This window comes from Labrys sp. Lb11 (genome assembly GCF_057554225.1).
On sequence record NZ_BAAJOT010000002.1, the window covers coordinates 121,152 to 135,389 of the forward strand.

13 protein-coding genes are annotated in these 14,238 nt (G+C 68.2%); 5 read left to right on the plus strand and 8 right to left on the minus strand.

Features of this window, described 5'->3' with window-relative positions; translation table 11 throughout:
- Nucleotides 1-94: 94 nt before the first annotated feature.
- The 5 genes from AC27L4_RS05765 (at nt 95) to AC27L4_RS05785 (ending at nt 5,268) form a co-directional block, all read left to right on the plus strand.
- Complete coding sequence (locus tag AC27L4_RS05765) at nt 95-976, plus strand: sugar phosphate isomerase/epimerase family protein (RefSeq protein WP_487141095.1); 882 nt, start codon at nt 95-97, stop codon at nt 974-976.
- A 152-nt stretch (nt 977-1,128) separates the two neighbouring features.
- Complete coding sequence (locus AC27L4_RS05770) at nt 1,129-1,995, plus strand: carbohydrate ABC transporter permease (protein WP_487141096.1); 867 nt, start codon at nt 1,129-1,131, stop codon at nt 1,993-1,995.
- Nucleotides 1,992-2,894, plus strand: a complete 903-nt coding sequence (locus AC27L4_RS05775) for a carbohydrate ABC transporter permease (RefSeq protein WP_487141097.1) — start codon at nt 1,992-1,994, stop codon at nt 2,892-2,894. The genes AC27L4_RS05770 and AC27L4_RS05775 overlap by 4 nt, the downstream gene beginning before the upstream one ends.
- Before the next feature lie 2 nt (nt 2,895-2,896).
- Nucleotides 2,897-3,997, plus strand: coding sequence for an ABC transporter ATP-binding protein (locus AC27L4_RS05780; protein WP_487141098.1), 1,101 nt, complete (start codon nt 2,897-2,899; stop codon nt 3,995-3,997).
- A 29-nt stretch (nt 3,998-4,026) separates the two neighbouring features.
- Nucleotides 4,027-5,268 (plus strand): ABC transporter substrate-binding protein, encoded by a 1,242-nt coding sequence (locus AC27L4_RS05785; protein ID WP_487141099.1) that lies wholly within the window; start codon nt 4,027-4,029, stop codon nt 5,266-5,268.
- A 198-nt stretch (nt 5,269-5,466) separates the two neighbouring features.
- Here AC27L4_RS05785 and AC27L4_RS05790 read toward each other — a convergent pair whose 3' ends face one another.
- From AC27L4_RS05790 to AC27L4_RS05825, 8 genes are all read right to left on the minus strand, one after another.
- Nucleotides 5,467-6,906: an APC family permease gene (locus AC27L4_RS05790; protein WP_487141100.1), complete on the minus strand. Its 1,440-nt coding sequence runs from the start codon at nt 6,904-6,906 to the stop codon at nt 5,467-5,469.
- 85 nt (nt 6,907-6,991) lie between these two features.
- On the minus strand, nt 6,992-7,516 hold the full coding sequence (locus AC27L4_RS05795) for a flavin reductase family protein (RefSeq protein WP_487141101.1): 525 nt from the start codon (nt 7,514-7,516) through the stop codon (nt 6,992-6,994).
- A 5-nt stretch (nt 7,517-7,521) separates the two neighbouring features.
- Nucleotides 7,522-8,865 (minus strand): glutamine synthetase family protein, encoded by a 1,344-nt coding sequence (locus AC27L4_RS05800; RefSeq protein ID WP_487141102.1) that lies wholly within the window; start codon nt 8,863-8,865, stop codon nt 7,522-7,524.
- Entirely contained in the window at nt 8,862-9,545 is a 684-nt protein-coding gene (locus AC27L4_RS05805) for a TetR/AcrR family transcriptional regulator (RefSeq protein WP_487141103.1), read from the minus strand. The genes AC27L4_RS05800 and AC27L4_RS05805 overlap by 4 nt, the downstream gene beginning before the upstream one ends.
- Nucleotides 9,542-10,840 carry an alpha/beta fold hydrolase gene (locus tag AC27L4_RS05810; RefSeq protein WP_487141104.1) on the minus strand — a complete coding sequence of 433 codons (1,299 nt, stop codon included), beginning with the start codon at nt 10,838-10,840 and terminating at the stop codon, nt 9,542-9,544. Before AC27L4_RS05810 ends, AC27L4_RS05805 begins: the two co-directional genes overlap by 4 nt.
- Before the next feature lie 3 nt (nt 10,841-10,843).
- Nucleotides 10,844-12,154 (minus strand): acyl-CoA dehydrogenase family protein, encoded by a 1,311-nt coding sequence (locus AC27L4_RS05815; protein ID WP_487141105.1) that lies wholly within the window; start codon nt 12,152-12,154, stop codon nt 10,844-10,846.
- A 106-nt stretch (nt 12,155-12,260) separates the two neighbouring features.
- Entirely contained in the window at nt 12,261-13,310 is a 1,050-nt protein-coding gene (locus tag AC27L4_RS05820) for a 2,5-dihydroxypyridine 5,6-dioxygenase NicX family protein (RefSeq protein WP_487141106.1), read from the minus strand.
- A gap of 276 nt (nt 13,311-13,586) precedes the next feature.
- The gene (locus AC27L4_RS05825) at nt 13,587-14,237 is read right to left on the minus strand and encodes a flavin reductase family protein (protein ID WP_487141107.1); all 651 of its coding nucleotides are present in this window, start codon (nt 14,235-14,237) and stop codon (nt 13,587-13,589) included.
- Between the last annotated feature and the right edge of the window lies 1 nt (nt 14,238).

A 14,238-nucleotide genomic window follows, 5' to 3' on the forward strand; every position in this document is an offset into this window, starting at 1 on the left:
TAGGGTATGACTTGGAATATTTGCCGATTTCATCTGCATTCAAATCAAGAACATCATGCTTCGGACATGATGACGGGAGAGGACTGCGGTGGGCATGAAAGTCGGCCTCCAGATGTACAGCGTCCGCAACGCGTTCGAGCGCGACCCGCTCGGCACGCTCGAAAAGGTCGCGCAGACAGGCTATCGCTTCATCGAAGTGGCCAATCACAAGGCCGAGAAGGACGCCGGCACCGGCGTCGACATCCCGGCGCACGCACTGAAGGCCGCGGCTGACGGGCTCGGCCTTACCGTCATCGGCGCGCATTTCATGCCGACCGACTGGGCCGACATCGACGCCTATTACCGCGACGAGGCGGCGATCGACCGCACCATCGCCTATTACGCCGAGCTCGGCAGCAGCAGCATCTCGCTGCCGATCGACTTCTTCCCCAGCCGGAATTATCTGCTCGAGCGCTGCGACCTCTACAACCGCATCGGCGAGAAGTGCCGGCGGGCCGGCATGAAGTTCCTCTACCACAACCATTATCACGAGTTTCAGCGCTTCGACGGCGCCTACATGCTCGACCTGATCATGGACAACACCGATCCGGGCCTCGTCGGCATCGAGCTGGACGCCTACTGGACGCTGCGCGGCGCGCTCAACCCGGTGGAGAAGATCCGCCAGTACGGCGAGCGCATCGCCATCATCCACGAGAAGGATTTTCCGTTCGACCAGGTCCAGCACCTCAACGCCTGGACCGTGCTCGACCAGGACGTGCCGCTCGATTTCCGGGGCTTCCTGTCGCAGGTGAAGCCCGAGCACTTCATCGAGGTCGGCGACGGCATGATCAAGATCCAGGACGTGATCGACGCCGGCAACGCCTTCGGCGTGCCCTATATCCTGGTCGAGCAGGACTATACGCGGCTGGACGAGATCGACAGCATCCGCAGGAGCATGGCGAACTTCCGCGCAATGCGCGGCCTCGACTGGACCTGACGCCCGCCTTGCCGAGAGCAAAGCGTGCTTCGGTGGAAACGCGCTTTGTTCTAACGCCTTGTTTCGACGCGCCTTCGCGACTTGACGCGGTTCCGTCAAATCGCAAGACGCTCTCCGCCCCCCAGTAGCCTTCCACAGGAGGAGCCCCGCCGATGCGGTGGAGCAGGATTGCGCCCCGGCTGGCGCTGGCGCCGGCCGCCGTCGTCGCGACGGCCGCCTTCGCCGGCTCGATCGCCTGGTCGATCTACCTCTCGTTCACGGCCAGCCGGCGCTTCCCGGACTATGAGATCGTCGGGCTGAAGCAGTATGTGCGGCTGTTCTCCGATCCCAAATGGACCGGCGCCCTGTGGAACATGGGCATCCTCGGCGTCGGCAGCCTGGCCAGCATCGCCATCGGCTTCGTGCTGGCCGCGCTGATCGACCGGGAGGTGCGCGGCGAGGGCTTCTTTCGCACCGTCTTCCTCTATCCCCTGTCCATCTCGCTGATCGTCACCGGCATCGTCTGGCGCTGGCTCTTCGACCCGCAGCTCGGCGTCGAGAACCTTTTCCGCGCCATGGGCTGGGACTGGGTGAACTTCAGCTGGATCGCCTCGCCGCGCACCGTGATGTACGGCATCATCCTCGCCTCGGTCTGGCAGAACACCGGCTTCTTCATGGCGCTGATGCTGTCCGGGCTGAAGGGCATCACCCCCGACATCTGGAAGGCCGGGAAGCTCGACGGCGTGCCGTTCTGGCGTTTCTACGCCGAGGTGGTGATGCCGATGATGAAGTTCACCTTCGTCACCTGCGCCATCCTGATCTCGATCAACGTGGTCAAGGCCTATGACGTCGTGCTGGCCATGACCCAGGGCGGCCCGGGCACGGCCTCCTACGTGCCGGCCTATTTCGCCATCAACGCCTATTGGGAGAAGGCCAATCTCGGCTACGCCTCCGCCGCCGCCGCGATCATGCTCGCGATGACCTTCGCCCTGTTCCTCCCCTTCGTCGCCTACAGCGCCTGGAGGTCGCGGCAGCCATGACCGTGTCCCAGCAGGCCGCCGCGCCGGCGGCGGCAGCCCGGCGCCCGCGCCGGCTCCGGCCGCACCGGATCGCGGTCTACGCCTTCCTCGCCATGGCGGCGCTGTTCTTCCTGGTGCCGCTCTACGTCATCGTCGTCACCTCGCTGAAGACGATGGACCAGATCCGCCAGGGCCAGATCTTCGCCCTGCCCTCGACCTGGACGCTGGAGGCCTGGAGCTTCGCCTGGTCCGGCATCTGCGCCGGCATGAGCTGCGGCGGCGTCAGCGTCGGCTTCGTCAATTCGCTGCTGATCCTGGCGCCGAGCATCGTCCTCACCATGGCGGTGTCGGCGGTCACCGGCTACGCGCTGGCGCTGTGGAACATCCGCTGGGCCGGCACGGCGCTGTTCCTCCTGTTCGTCTGCGCCTTCGTGCCGTTCCAGATCATCATGTACCCGCTGATCAAGATCACCGGCGTGCTCGGCGTCTACGGCTCCACCTTCGGCATCGCCGTGGTGCATTCGGCGCTGCTGTTGCCGATCGTCACCCTGATCTTCGCCAATTTCTACCGCGATATCCCGCGCGAGCTGATCGCGGCGGCGATGATCGATTCCGGCAGCTTCTGGCGCATCTTCGCCGAGATCGTCGCGCCGATGTCCGGCAACATCGCCATCGTCGTGCTGATCCTGGTCACCACCAACGTGTGGAACGACTTCCTGGTCGGCCTGACCTTCGGCGCCCAGAACAACCAGCCGATGACCACCATCCTCAACGCGCTGGCGATGACCGCGACCGGCGAGCAGCAATACAACGTCTACATGGCCGCGGCGCTGCTGACGGCCCTTCCGCCCCTGGCGATCTATTTCCTTCTCGGCCGCTTCTTCGTCCAGGGCATCTCCGCCGGGGCGATCAAGGGATAAGCATGGCTACCGTCGAATTCAAAAGCATCTCCAAGGCGTTCGGCCCGGTCACCGTCCTGCACGAGCTCGACCTGGCCATCGGCGCCGGCGAGTTCGTCGTGCTGCTCGGGCCTTCGGGCTGCGGCAAGACCACCCTGCTCAACATCCTGGCCGGGCTGGTCGACCCCAGCGGCGGCGAGGTCCGCATCGACGGCCGCGACGTGACCGACCTCGACCCGAGCGACCGGGGCCTGGCCATGGTGTTCCAGTCCTACGCCCTCTACCCGACCAAGACGGTGCGCGGGAACCTCAAGTTCGGGCTCGGCTCGCGCGGCCTTCCCGCCCGCGAGGTCGAGCGGCGCATCGCCTGGGCGGCGAAGTTGCTGCAGATCGAGCACCTGCTCGACCGCCGGCCGGCCCAGCTCTCCGGCGGCCAGCGCCAGCGCGTCGCCATAGGCCGGGCGCTGGTCAAGCAGGTCGGCGTGTGTCTGTTCGACGAGCCGCTCTCCAATCTCGACGCCAAGCTGCGCACCGAAATGCGCATGGAGATCAAGAAGCTCCACGGCGAGCTCAGGAACACCATGGTCTACGTCACCCATGACCAGGTCGAGGCCATGACCATGGCGACCCGGATCGCGGTGATGAACAAGGGCGTGATCCAGCAGATCGGCACGCCGGACGAGATCTACGACGAGCCGGAGAACCTGTTCGTCGCCGACTTCATCGGCTCGCCCAGCATGAACGTCTTCGACGCCGTGATCCGCCAGGACGGCTCCGGCCTTGCCGCCATCGACGCCGCCAACGGCCTCGCCTTCGACATCGCCGGCTGCCGCTTCCGCGCCCGGCCGCGGGACGGCCAGCGCGTCAAGGTCGGCATCCGGCCCGAGCATATCCGCGTCGGCCCCTATGCGCCGGACGGCTCGACCCGGCTCGACCTGCCGGCCAGCTATTTCGAGAAGGTCGGCTCCGAAGCCGTCGCCTTCCTGCAACTGCCCGCCGGGCTCGCCGCGGTGCGGCTCGGCCGCGAGCAGGCGGCGGCGCTGCAGCAGGCGCCGACGGTGCCGGTGTCGTTCCCGTTGCAGCGCCTCAAGCTCTTCGACGCCGAAACCGGGCGTCGTCTCTGACCCACGACAAGAAACTCGGGAGGAAGACCATGCATGAGCTGAAGAAGATCGGCCTCGCCGTCCTGGCGTCGGCCGCGATGACGGCAAGCGTCGCGGCGGCCGACCTGATCGTGTTCCACGACTGGGCCTCGCCCTCCGAGATGGCGGCGCTGCAGGTGCTGCGCATGCAGCTGGAGGCCGGCGGCGACGTCTGGCACGACGTCTCGGTGCCGCACGACACCGGCTCGACCATCAGCCTGACCAACCTCGTCGCCGGCGGCAACCCGCCCGACGTGTTCCACGAGGCCAAGGTCGGCATCTATCGCGACCTGCGCGAGCAAGGAAAGCTGCTGAACCTGGAGGAGTTCTACGCCAAGAACGGCGCCTACGAGCACATGCCGGCCTCGGTGCAGCAGGCGGTGCTGCTCGACGGCGTCAAGTCCAAGGTGCCGAACGGCATCCACATCGACGGCGTCGCCTGCTTCAACCGCGCCGTGGCCGCAGATGCCGGTGTCGATCCGACCGCCTGGAAGTCGATGGACGACTTCTATGCCGACTTCGACAAGATCAAGGCCAAGGGCTACATCCCGCTCGCCATCGGCGCCGACCGCTTCCAACTCGGCTACCTCTTCCATGCGCTGATCGCCGCGACCTCCGGCGGCGTCATCTATGAGCGCATCTACGGCAGCCAGCCGGATCGCACCGCGATCGACACGCCCGAGATGCGTGCCGCCTTCGACGCGCTTCGGACCATGCAGCGCCATGCCGATGCCGGGTCGCCCAACCGCAAATGGAACGACACCACCAACCTGGTGATCGGCGGCAAGGCGCTGATGCAGATCCACGGCGACTGGATGACCGGCGAGTTCCGCTCGGCCGGCAAGGTCCAGGGCAAGGACTATGACTGCATGAACATTCCCGGCACCAAGGGGCTGGCGGTGACAACCAATGTCTGGGGCGTGCTCAACTCCGGCAATCCGGACAAGATGGCGGCGGCCCTGCGCTTCGCCACCATCGACCTCGACCCGAAGGTCCAGCACGATTTTTCCCTGGCCAAAGGCTCGATCCCGATCCGCATGGACGTCAGCCGCGAGGGGCTGACGCCCTGGATGCTGGAGGTGCTGGACATGCTCAAGGACCCGGCGTTCCAGCACGCCAACCCGGCGGCGACCGTCGACAGCGACTGGCTGGGCGCGATCTGGGACGTGGCCGGCAATTTCTGGACCGACCCGAGCATGACCAGCGACCAGGCGATCCAGCACCTGCAGGCCTCCTACGACTCGATCTTCTGAGAACCCGCCCGCCCCGCAGCCCCGCCGGATCGCGTGTCCGGCGGGGCTGCCTGCATTCGGAGGCCACGGCGGCCTAGAGCGTTTTGCGATTTGACGGAATCGCGTCAAGTCGCAAAGACGCGTCGCAACAAGGAGCTGGAGCAAAGCGCGTTTCCACCAAAACGCGCTTTGCTCTAGACGATCGTGTCGCGGCCGGCGTCAGGCGTTGCTGCCGAGCCTGGCGTAGCGGACGGGATCGACGCGCTGGAGGCGCTTGGCCACGAGGTAGCCGACCACGCCGGCCACCGGAACCAGCGAGGGCAGGACGATCCCGAGGACGCCGCTGGCCTGGGTCAGGTCGCTGAAGCGCACGAAGATGTAGACGAACAGCACCAGCGTCACGATCCCGGCGAGGACCGGCATGACCACGACGGTCAGCGGGTTGCCGCCGAAGCGGTTGCGCCGGAAGAAGGCGATCACCGCGAAGGAGGTCAGCGACATCATGCCGAGCACGCCGAGCGTGCCGATCTGGCTGATCCAGGTGAAGAGGTTCAGCACGGGATCGAGGCCGAGGCCGGCGAACAGCCCGACGACGGCGACCGCCAGCACGGTCTGCGAGATCGAGCCGATATGCGGGCTCTGATGCGCGTCGTGGGTGGTGCCGAAGGCCGCCGGCAGCAGGCCCTCGCGGCCGCCGACATAGGTGTAGCGGGCGATGTAGTTGTGGAAGGCGCTCACCGCCGCGAACAGGCTGGTGATGAACAGGAAGCCCATCAGCGTCGGCACCGGCCCGCCGACATAGCGCCCGGCGAGGTCGAACAGGAAGGTCGTCGGGTCCTGCAGCCCCTGCAGGGTCGGCATCAGCTTGTCGGCGCCGACGCCGGCGACCATCAGCCAGGTCGTCAGGATGTAGAAGGCTCCGATCGACAGGACCGAGAGATAGGTGGCGCGCGGGATGGTCCGCTCCGGATCCCTGGCCTCCTCCGAATAGATCGTCGTGGCCTCGAAGCCGATGAACGAGCCCATGCAGAACAGGATCGCCACCGGCACCGAGCCGCTGAAGAAGGTCTCCCTGTCGAAGAACGGGATGGCGAGCCCGGACTCGCCGCCCTGCACCAGGATGGCGGCGTCGACCAGCAGCACGACCGCATATTCGATCAGGACCAGGACGGTCAGCACCTTGGCCGAGAGGTCGACCTGGCGATAGCCCAACACCGCGACGGCGGCGATGGCGATGAAGCTCCAGGCCCACCAGGGCAGCGTCAGCCCGAGGGCGCCGAAGGTGGCCGCGGCCGCGCCGCCGAGCAGGCCGAGCAGGCCCATCTGCATGGCGTTGTAGGACAGGAGCGCGATGATCGCCGTGGCGCCGCCCATGCCGCCGCCGAGGCCGCGGGCGGAATAGGCGTAGAAGGCGCCCGCGTTCTGCACGTGCCGCGCCATCGCCACATAGCCGACCGAGAAGGCCAGCATGACGCAGGTCACCAGAAGGAAGGTCGCCGGTATGCCGCCGCCATTGCCCAGCAGCATCGAGATCGGCACGGCACCGGCCGCCCCGGTCAGGGGCGCCGCCGCCGATATCACCATGAACGTCACGGCGCCGACGCCCAGGCTGTTGCGGCGCAACTGGTTGGCCATGCTCGGCAGGATCGTTTCAGCCATCTTCCACCCTCGTTGATCTTTGTTTTCCTGGATCGAGCCTGTTCGGCGCCGCCGTCGCGCGGCGCCGGCCCGGCGCCCGGCCTCGTCACCCCGACGAGCCGCCGTCGAGCTGGACGGACCGGCGATATTCGCGCCGGCCGTAGAGGAGCGGCTCGTGGCGCTCCGAGAGATGGACGGCCCCGACCTCGCCGACCAGGATGTGGTGCGTGTCCCACAGCACCGCGGTCTTCAGGACGCATTCGAAGCTTGCGGCCGCGCCCTCGACCAGCGGCAGGCCGAGCTCGCCGGCCCGCCAGCCGACGGCGTCGAAGCGAGAGCCGGCCTCCGGCTTCTGCCGGCCGGAGAACAGGTCGGAGACCGCCCCCTGGGATTCGTGCAGCAGGTTGGCGCAGAAGGCCCGGTTGCCCAGGATGGCCGCGGCGGCCGGGCTCATATGGTGCACGCAGACCAGCAGCGACGGCCCGCGCCCGTCGGCCGACACCGAGGTCATCGAGCTGACCGTGACGCCGGCGCGCCCGGCCTGGCCGTCGGTGGTGATCACCGAGACGCTGGCGGCGACCCGGCTCATGCCTTCCAGAAAGGACTGGCGGATGGTGCGGGCCTCGCTCATCGCCTTCACCCCAGATCGAAGAAGCGTTCGAGCTCGACGTCCGGCACCTTCGACCGGAAGGAGTCGTACTGGCTGCGGCGGGTGGCGGCGAAGCCTTCGACGAAGCGCTCGCCGAGCCAGTCTCGGGCATGGGCGGAGGCCGTCAGGCGCTCGATCGCCTCGGGCATGGAACGGGCGAAGTCGCGCCGCTCTCCCTCCCGGGCATAGCCGTTGCCGATGATCTCGGGGTCGGGCTCGATCCTGTCCAGGATGCCGGCGACGCCCGCCGCCACCGTGGCGGCGACCGTCAGGTAGGGATTGGTGTCGGCGCCGGGCAGGCGGTTCTCCACGCGTATCGAGCCGGCGTCGTGGCCGACGACGCGCAGGCATGTCGTGCGGTTCTCGAAGCCCCAGGTCAGTCCCGGCGGCGCGAAGGTGCCCGGCGCGAAGCGGCGATAGGAATTCACCGTCGGCAGGAACAGGAGCGACAGGTCGCCGAGATGGGCCTGCAGGCCGCCGATGAAGTGGCGGAAGGTCCGCGACATCCCCCTTGGATCGTCCGCGTCGCCGAACAGCGGCCGGCCTTCCCGGTCCTTCAGCGAGACGTGCACATGCACCGACTGGCTGTCGGCCTGCTCGGTCCAGCGCGGCATGAAGGTGACGCAGCGGCCCTGGCGCATGGCGAGCGCGCGGATGAAGGTCTTGAGCAGGACGAGCTGGTCGGCCGGCTCCAGCCCCTCGCCTGCGGCGATGCAGGCCTCCAGGAAGCCGCCGCCGATCTCCTCGTGCATCTTGGCGAGGTCGATCCGCAGCGGCTCGCACATCGCGGCGACGTCCTCGTACCATTCGCTGCGCACGGCCTGGTAGAGCACGAGGTCGTGGCTGGCGTGCTGGGTGGCGGTCTTGAGGTTGCGGTAGCCCTTGGCCCGGGCGCTCTCCACGCTCTCGTCGAACAGGGTGTATTCGAGCTCCATCCCGTATTTCGGCACGAAGCCGGCCTCGCCCGCCCGCTCCAGCACGCGCCTCAGGATCGAGCGCGGGCAGAGGGCGGAGGTCGCCCCGGCATAGTTGGAGAGCAGGAGCAGGTCGAAGCCCGGCTTCGACCAGGGCAGCCGGCGGGCGCTGGCGGGGTCCACGACCAGCGGATCGTCATGGTAGTCGGCCGTGCCGTCGCTGACGCCGGGCAGGTCCAGCACCTGGTCGGTCGGGTCGAGCGCCAGCGTCACCGGCGACATGCCCATGCCGTGCCGGAGGATGCCCTCCAGGCTGCGCCGCGACACCATCTGGCCGCGCAGCGCGCCATTGGTGTCGACCACCGCGACCGTCGCGAACCGATCCGTGTCGCCGGCGACTTCCGTCAATGACGTCATGATGCACCTGCCTTGCTTTCCCCGGCTTCGACCAGTGTCTCGAGTTGTGCGAGATCCGTGTTGGGATCGGTGGAATAGGCCTTGAGGAACACCTTCAGGCCGTTGTTGACGTAGCGGGCGAGCTCGGCCCGGCCGACCGGCGCGTCCGGGATGTGCAGCGCCTGGTTGCGCGGGGCGGAGAGGATCAGCGCCCACAGGTCCTCGGCCGCGAGTTCCTCGTCGTCGAAGGCGAGGCGCCCGGCGTCGCGCTGCTTCTCCAGGTAGCTCATCATGCCGCGCAGCACCCGGTCGGGGCCGGCGGCCTGGTAGGCCCGGCCGATCTCGGGAAAGCGCTGGGCCTCGCCGATGATCAGGCGGGCGAGCGACAGGAACTGCGGCCGCATCACCACGTCGGCATAGGCCCAGGCGAAGGCGTGGAGGGCCGCCACCATGCCGCCCGGCTTGAGCTGGGTGAACGGCTCCAGCATATGGTCGCGCCCGGCGAGCAGGATGGCGGCGAAGAGTTGCTCCTTGCTGCCGAAATACTGGTAGAGCGTCGGCTTGGACACGCCCGCCCGGGCGGCGATCGCGTCCATGGAGGTGCCGGAATAGCCGTCGGCCGAAAACACCTCGAGCGCCGCATCCAGGATGCGCTTCTCCTTGGCGAGGCGGTTGCGTTCCCGGGCCGGCAGGTGGTTCACGGCGAGAATCTCCGGACGAAGGCGAGGAGGCGGCGGTTGTAGGCGGCGGGCTGCTCGAGGTTGCAGACATGTCCGGCTCCGGGAACCACCTCGAAGCGCACGTCCGCCGGCCGCGCCTGCGCCGCGATCCGCCCGGCGACGCCGCGGATCTCGCCCGGCGAGGCCAGGCGGTCGTGCTCGCCGGTCATCATCAGCACAGGCATCGTCAGGCGCGAGACGTCGAAGCGCTCCGGCGGCGTGGTGAAGCAGCCGACCGCGTCGCGGTAGGTCGCGGCCGGGATCGCCGCCATGCTCGCCAGCAGTTCCTCCCTCACGGCCTCGGACGCATCGGGGCCGGCGATCACGTCCACCACCGCCGGGGCGAAGTCCGCCGGTGTCCGTCCGGCCGCGAGCGGCTCCTCGCGGCTGCGGCGGAAGGCCTCGCGCTCCGGCGCCGCGGCCTCCGACATGCCGGTGCAGCCGCCGGACAGCACGAGGCCGGCCAGCCGGCCGGGATGGCGCAGGGCGAAGGAGGTCGCCAGCCAGGCGCCGTAGGACAGGCCGCAGAGGACGAGCCTGCCGGCGCCGAGCGCGTCGGCCACCCGCAGGATGTCGGCGCAATAGTCCTCGACCTGCGAGGCCCGCGGGCCGAGGTCGCTGCCGCCATAGCCGCGAAGATCGAGGGCCGCCGCCCGCATGTGCCGGCCGACGGCGCCGAGCTGCCGGCGCCAGTTGCCGCGGCTCCCGCCGATGCCGTGCAGGAAGAGGCAGAGCGGTCCGGCCCGCTCCGGCGTCACGCTCACCGCCAGGCGTGGCGATCCCGCCAGGACGAGGTCGCGGATCGCGGCCGGCTCCTCGCCGGCCTGCTGCTCCGCCATGGGCGGCGGCAGGGCGCCGGCACGCACCGCCTCGGCGAGCGACGCGAGGCCGGCCTCGAAGATCGCCTCGGTGCCGCGGGCGATGGCCGCCGCCCGCGGCTGCGGCGCCTCGATCTCGGCCGACCAGCGGATGCGGCTGCCGCTCCCCTCCGGCTCGACCGTCATCCGGGCTTCGTAGCGCGCGACGCCGGCAATGCCCTCGACATGGGCGTAGGCCAGCACCCGGTCGCTGTCGCTGCGATAGGTGATGCGCTCGCGATAGACCGTGTCCTCGCCATGGACCGTGAAGCGCCGGACCTCCTCGCCGCGCGGCCCGAGCTCCCGGCTCACGCTGCGGACCGCCGGATGCCAGCGTCCGAAGAAATCGCCGGCCACGGCCCAGAGCGCATCGGGGGCGGCCGGGATCGCGGCGGCGACGTGGACGGCCTCGGCCTGCATCGCTCAGCGCGCTCCCTTGGCCGAGCCGTGCTCGCCCCGCCAGAGCGAGGAGCGCGCCCCGCCCTCGTCGCCGGGCGCCGCGTCGAGCTCGTCCATGTCGTAGAGGGTCAGGATCGAGAGGTAGTCCTCCATGATCTCCGAGGTGTAGGGCAGCATCAGCGCGCCGCAGCGGCTGTCGCGGTACATGCGCTCGAGCGGCAGGCTCTTGAGCATGGACTGTCCGCCGCAGGTGCGGATGGCGAGCGCCGCGATCTCCTGCGCCCCTTCCATCACCGCATACTGGGCGGCGTAGAGCCGCATCACCTCGGCCTTGGACGGGAAGCCCTTGGCCTCCGACATCGCCTGCCACCACAGCGCCCGCATCTGCGAGAGCGTCTGGTACATGCGCCCGACGGCCATGCGCTTGGTGGCGTACATGCGCCGGTCGATCGGCGGCTGTCCGGGGACGCGGCCGCGCAGATAGTCGACCGTGAAGTCGTAGGCGCCCTGGGCGACGCCCATATAGGTCGGCGACAGCGTCGCCATCATGTGCGGCCAGTTTGGCAGCGTCTTGATGAAGATGCCACGCGGCATCATCAAATCGTTTTCGCTGACGAAGACGTCGGTGAGGACGAGGTCGCGCGAGTTGGTGCCGCGCATGCCGAGCGGATCCCATTCGCCCACGACCTGCAGGCCCTTGCTGTCCTTGTGCACCACGAAGATCATCGTGTCCTCATGGCGGGGCTCGACGCCCTCGAAATGCTCGGTGCAGACGATCGAGTAATAGTCGCAATAGCCGGCGAGGCTGGCGAACTTCTTCCGGCCGTTGATCAGCCAGCCGCCCTCGACCTTGCGGCACCAGGTCTGCGCCGGCTTGGAGGTCCAGTTCTGGCCGCCTTCCGAGATCGGCTGGGAGTAGATCGCCCGCTCCCGCACCGCCCGTCGGAACTGGCGCTCGCGCAGCGGCGCGAAGGCGGCGCGGTCCGCCTCGGTGAGGTTGGGCAGGTCGAACATGAAGCGCGACCACATCATCGACGACTGGTGCATGTTGAAGGTCAGCGCCGTCGCCCCGCAATATTTGGCGATCTCGGCCCCGACCATCGCATATTCGCCGACGGTGAAGCCCATTCCGCCGAACTCCTCGGGGATGGTCAGGGTCAGGAAGCCGTGCTCGGCGAGATCGCGGTAGTTCTCCACCGGAAAGCTCGCATCGATGTCGATGCCGGCGGCGCGGCCCGCGAACTTCTCGCGGCCGAGTTCGTTGGCCAGGCGCAGCATCTCGATGTGGCGGGGCCTGAGACGCGACAGATCGTAGTAGTCGGCAATATCGCTCATGATAGGCATCTCCGGTCGGCCTCGCCCCCGTGGGGTGCGAAGCACGCTGGCAGCAGGTCTGGTGCAGGATTCCGGCAGCCGAGGCGCCGGGCCTCGGGTCAGGCAGTCAGGTCAGCAGATCGCCCCGCAGCACGCCCTCGTCCACGACGGTCTCGCCGTCGAGCGCGATGGTGCAGCGGCGCATCGGCAGGTCGAAATGGCCCAGGGTGAAACGGTCGGCGTACTGGTTCGAGCCGACCGACCACAGGAAGTTGCCGGCCCAGGCCCGGAACTCCGTCGACTGCATGTCGCGCTTGTCGTAGAGCGCGGCCGACACCCAGCGGGCGCCGGGATGCATGCCCCAGCCGATATGGGAGAAGCCGTAGGCCATCGGGTCTTCCCAGGCGGCCATGTAGTCGCGGAACAGCTCGGCATCGAGGCCGTCGCCCCTGATCTCGGTGATGAAGTCGTCCGTCACCGTGATGTCGATGCGCGAGCTCAGATAGGTCTTGAACGTCAGGTTCATGTCGCCGACGTCCATGACGATCCGGCCGTTCACCGTCTTCGGCCCAGGAAAGCACAGGCACAGCCCGCCCGGCCAATGGGCGACGCCGCCCTCCTTCGTGGTGAAGCCGGGCGTGCCGCCGCAGGGAGCGCCGCGGATGTCGACGACGAGGTCGGTGCCGGCGCGCGACGTGACGCGCATCTCGCTCGCCTGCCGCAGCATCGCGATGCCGCGCTCCACCCGCGGCCCCATCTCCGCCTTCGGTTCGGTGCGCTCGAGGATCTCCGGATGCTCGTTGCAGACGACGAAGAGGCGCGTGCCCGCTTCCTCGATCTCCGGCCATTCGACCGCGTGGATCAGGCCCTCGACCGTGCAGTCGACGATGACCTCCACCCGCTTCAGCGCCTCGATCACCGGGCGCTGGCGCTGCAGCGCCACCGAGGTTCCCGTCGACTTCACCGGCACCGGCGCGGTCTGCGGCGGCGTCGGCATGATGATGGTGTGGTACTCCGCGCCGAGGTCGTGGCAGGCCAGGCCCGAGAGCTGCAGCAGCACCGGCCGCGACTGGGTCTCGCCGACGATCGCCACCCTGGTGCCGGCGCCGATGCCGTTGAGGGCGAGGACGCGCCGGAACGACGCCAGCCATTTGCCCTCGATCACTTCCTGGAGCATTCGCAGTTCCCTCCACCCCTGTTCAGGGGCGATTTTTTCTTTTACTAATCGGTTTAGTAATCACCGCCTTCGCTCGACTGTCAAGAGCATCTCGCCGAAATATTGCGTATTCGACAGGAATGGACAGTCATGTCGCGAGAAGGACAATGTTCAGGCTGCAGACGCGCGTGGTTCCTCACGCGATTCTTGCGTTTCGACAGACATGGCGACCGTAAATCCGGCCAGGCGTTGCTTCATTCTCTCGGGATTGTGTTCTTCTCGACGTGCGTCATCGTCTCAGGCCCCCTCGGCGCCCCCAGCCTGCCCTGCGCTCCAATCCCTCCAGGTCGGACGGGTGAGCTCGAACGTGTCATGCGTGCGCACATAGCCGGAGCCGACGCTGCGGGCGACGAGGTCGAGCCCGGGCGTGTCGACATGGCCGCGCTCCGCATCCAGGACGAAGCGGTCATCGACATGGACGGACAGCACGCGCCCGATGACCACGCTCTGGTGCGGCCCGGTCACGACCGTGGCATGGTTCACGCATTCCAGGGCGACCGGGCTCGCGGCGATGCGCGGCGGCGCCACATGCGTGCTGGGCGCCGTGTCGAGGCGGGCGAGCGCCAGTTCCTCGACGCCGGCCGGCGCGTCGACGGCGGTGACGTTCATCGCCTCCACCAGCCGTTCCGGCACCAGGTTGATGACGAACTGCCCGCGGGCCAGGATGTTGCGCGCGGTATCCTTGAAGCCGCGCGCCGGGTCTGCGAGCAGCCCGACGACGACGGTCGGCGGGGCCGAGCCCATGACGTTGAAGAAGCTGTAGGGCGCGGCGTTGACGCGCCCCTCCCCGTCCATGGTCGTGATCCACGCGATCGGCCGCGGCACCACCGTCGAGGCGAGCAGCTTGTAGACGATCGGCGTCTCCAGCCCGGCGAGATCGAAGCGCATC

Excerpts from the sequence above, each read along its gene's own strand:
- AC27L4_RS05765 (WP_487141095.1), top strand. The coding sequence starts at position 95 with ATGAAAGTCGGCCTCCAGATGTACAGCGTCCGCAACGCGTTCGAGCGC.
- AC27L4_RS05770 (WP_487141096.1), top strand. The coding sequence starts at position 1,129 with ATGCGGTGGAGCAGGATTGCGCCCCGGCTGGCGCTGGCGCCGGCCGCC.
- AC27L4_RS05775 (WP_487141097.1), top strand. The coding sequence starts at position 1,992 with ATGACCGTGTCCCAGCAGGCCGCCGCGCCGGCGGCGGCAGCCCGGCGC.
- AC27L4_RS05780 (WP_487141098.1), top strand. The coding sequence starts at position 2,897 with ATGGCTACCGTCGAATTCAAAAGCATCTCCAAGGCGTTCGGCCCGGTC.
- AC27L4_RS05785 (WP_487141099.1), top strand. The coding sequence starts at position 4,027 with ATGCATGAGCTGAAGAAGATCGGCCTCGCCGTCCTGGCGTCGGCCGCG.
- AC27L4_RS05790 (WP_487141100.1), bottom strand. The coding sequence starts at position 6,906 with ATGGCTGAAACGATCCTGCCGAGCATGGCCAACCAGTTGCGCCGCAAC.
- AC27L4_RS05795 (WP_487141101.1), bottom strand. The coding sequence starts at position 7,516 with ATGAGCGAGGCCCGCACCATCCGCCAGTCCTTTCTGGAAGGCATGAGC.
- AC27L4_RS05800 (WP_487141102.1), bottom strand. The coding sequence starts at position 8,865 with ATGACGTCATTGACGGAAGTCGCCGGCGACACGGATCGGTTCGCGACG.
- AC27L4_RS05810 (WP_487141104.1), bottom strand. The coding sequence starts at position 10,840 with ATGCAGGCCGAGGCCGTCCACGTCGCCGCCGCGATCCCGGCCGCCCCC.
- AC27L4_RS05815 (WP_487141105.1), bottom strand. The coding sequence starts at position 12,154 with ATGAGCGATATTGCCGACTACTACGATCTGTCGCGTCTCAGGCCCCGC.
- AC27L4_RS05820 (WP_487141106.1), bottom strand. The coding sequence starts at position 13,310 with ATGCTCCAGGAAGTGATCGAGGGCAAATGGCTGGCGTCGTTCCGGCGC.
- AC27L4_RS05825 (WP_487141107.1), bottom strand. The coding sequence starts at position 14,237 with ATGCGCTTCGATCTCGCCGGGCTGGAGACGCCGATCGTCTACAAGCTG.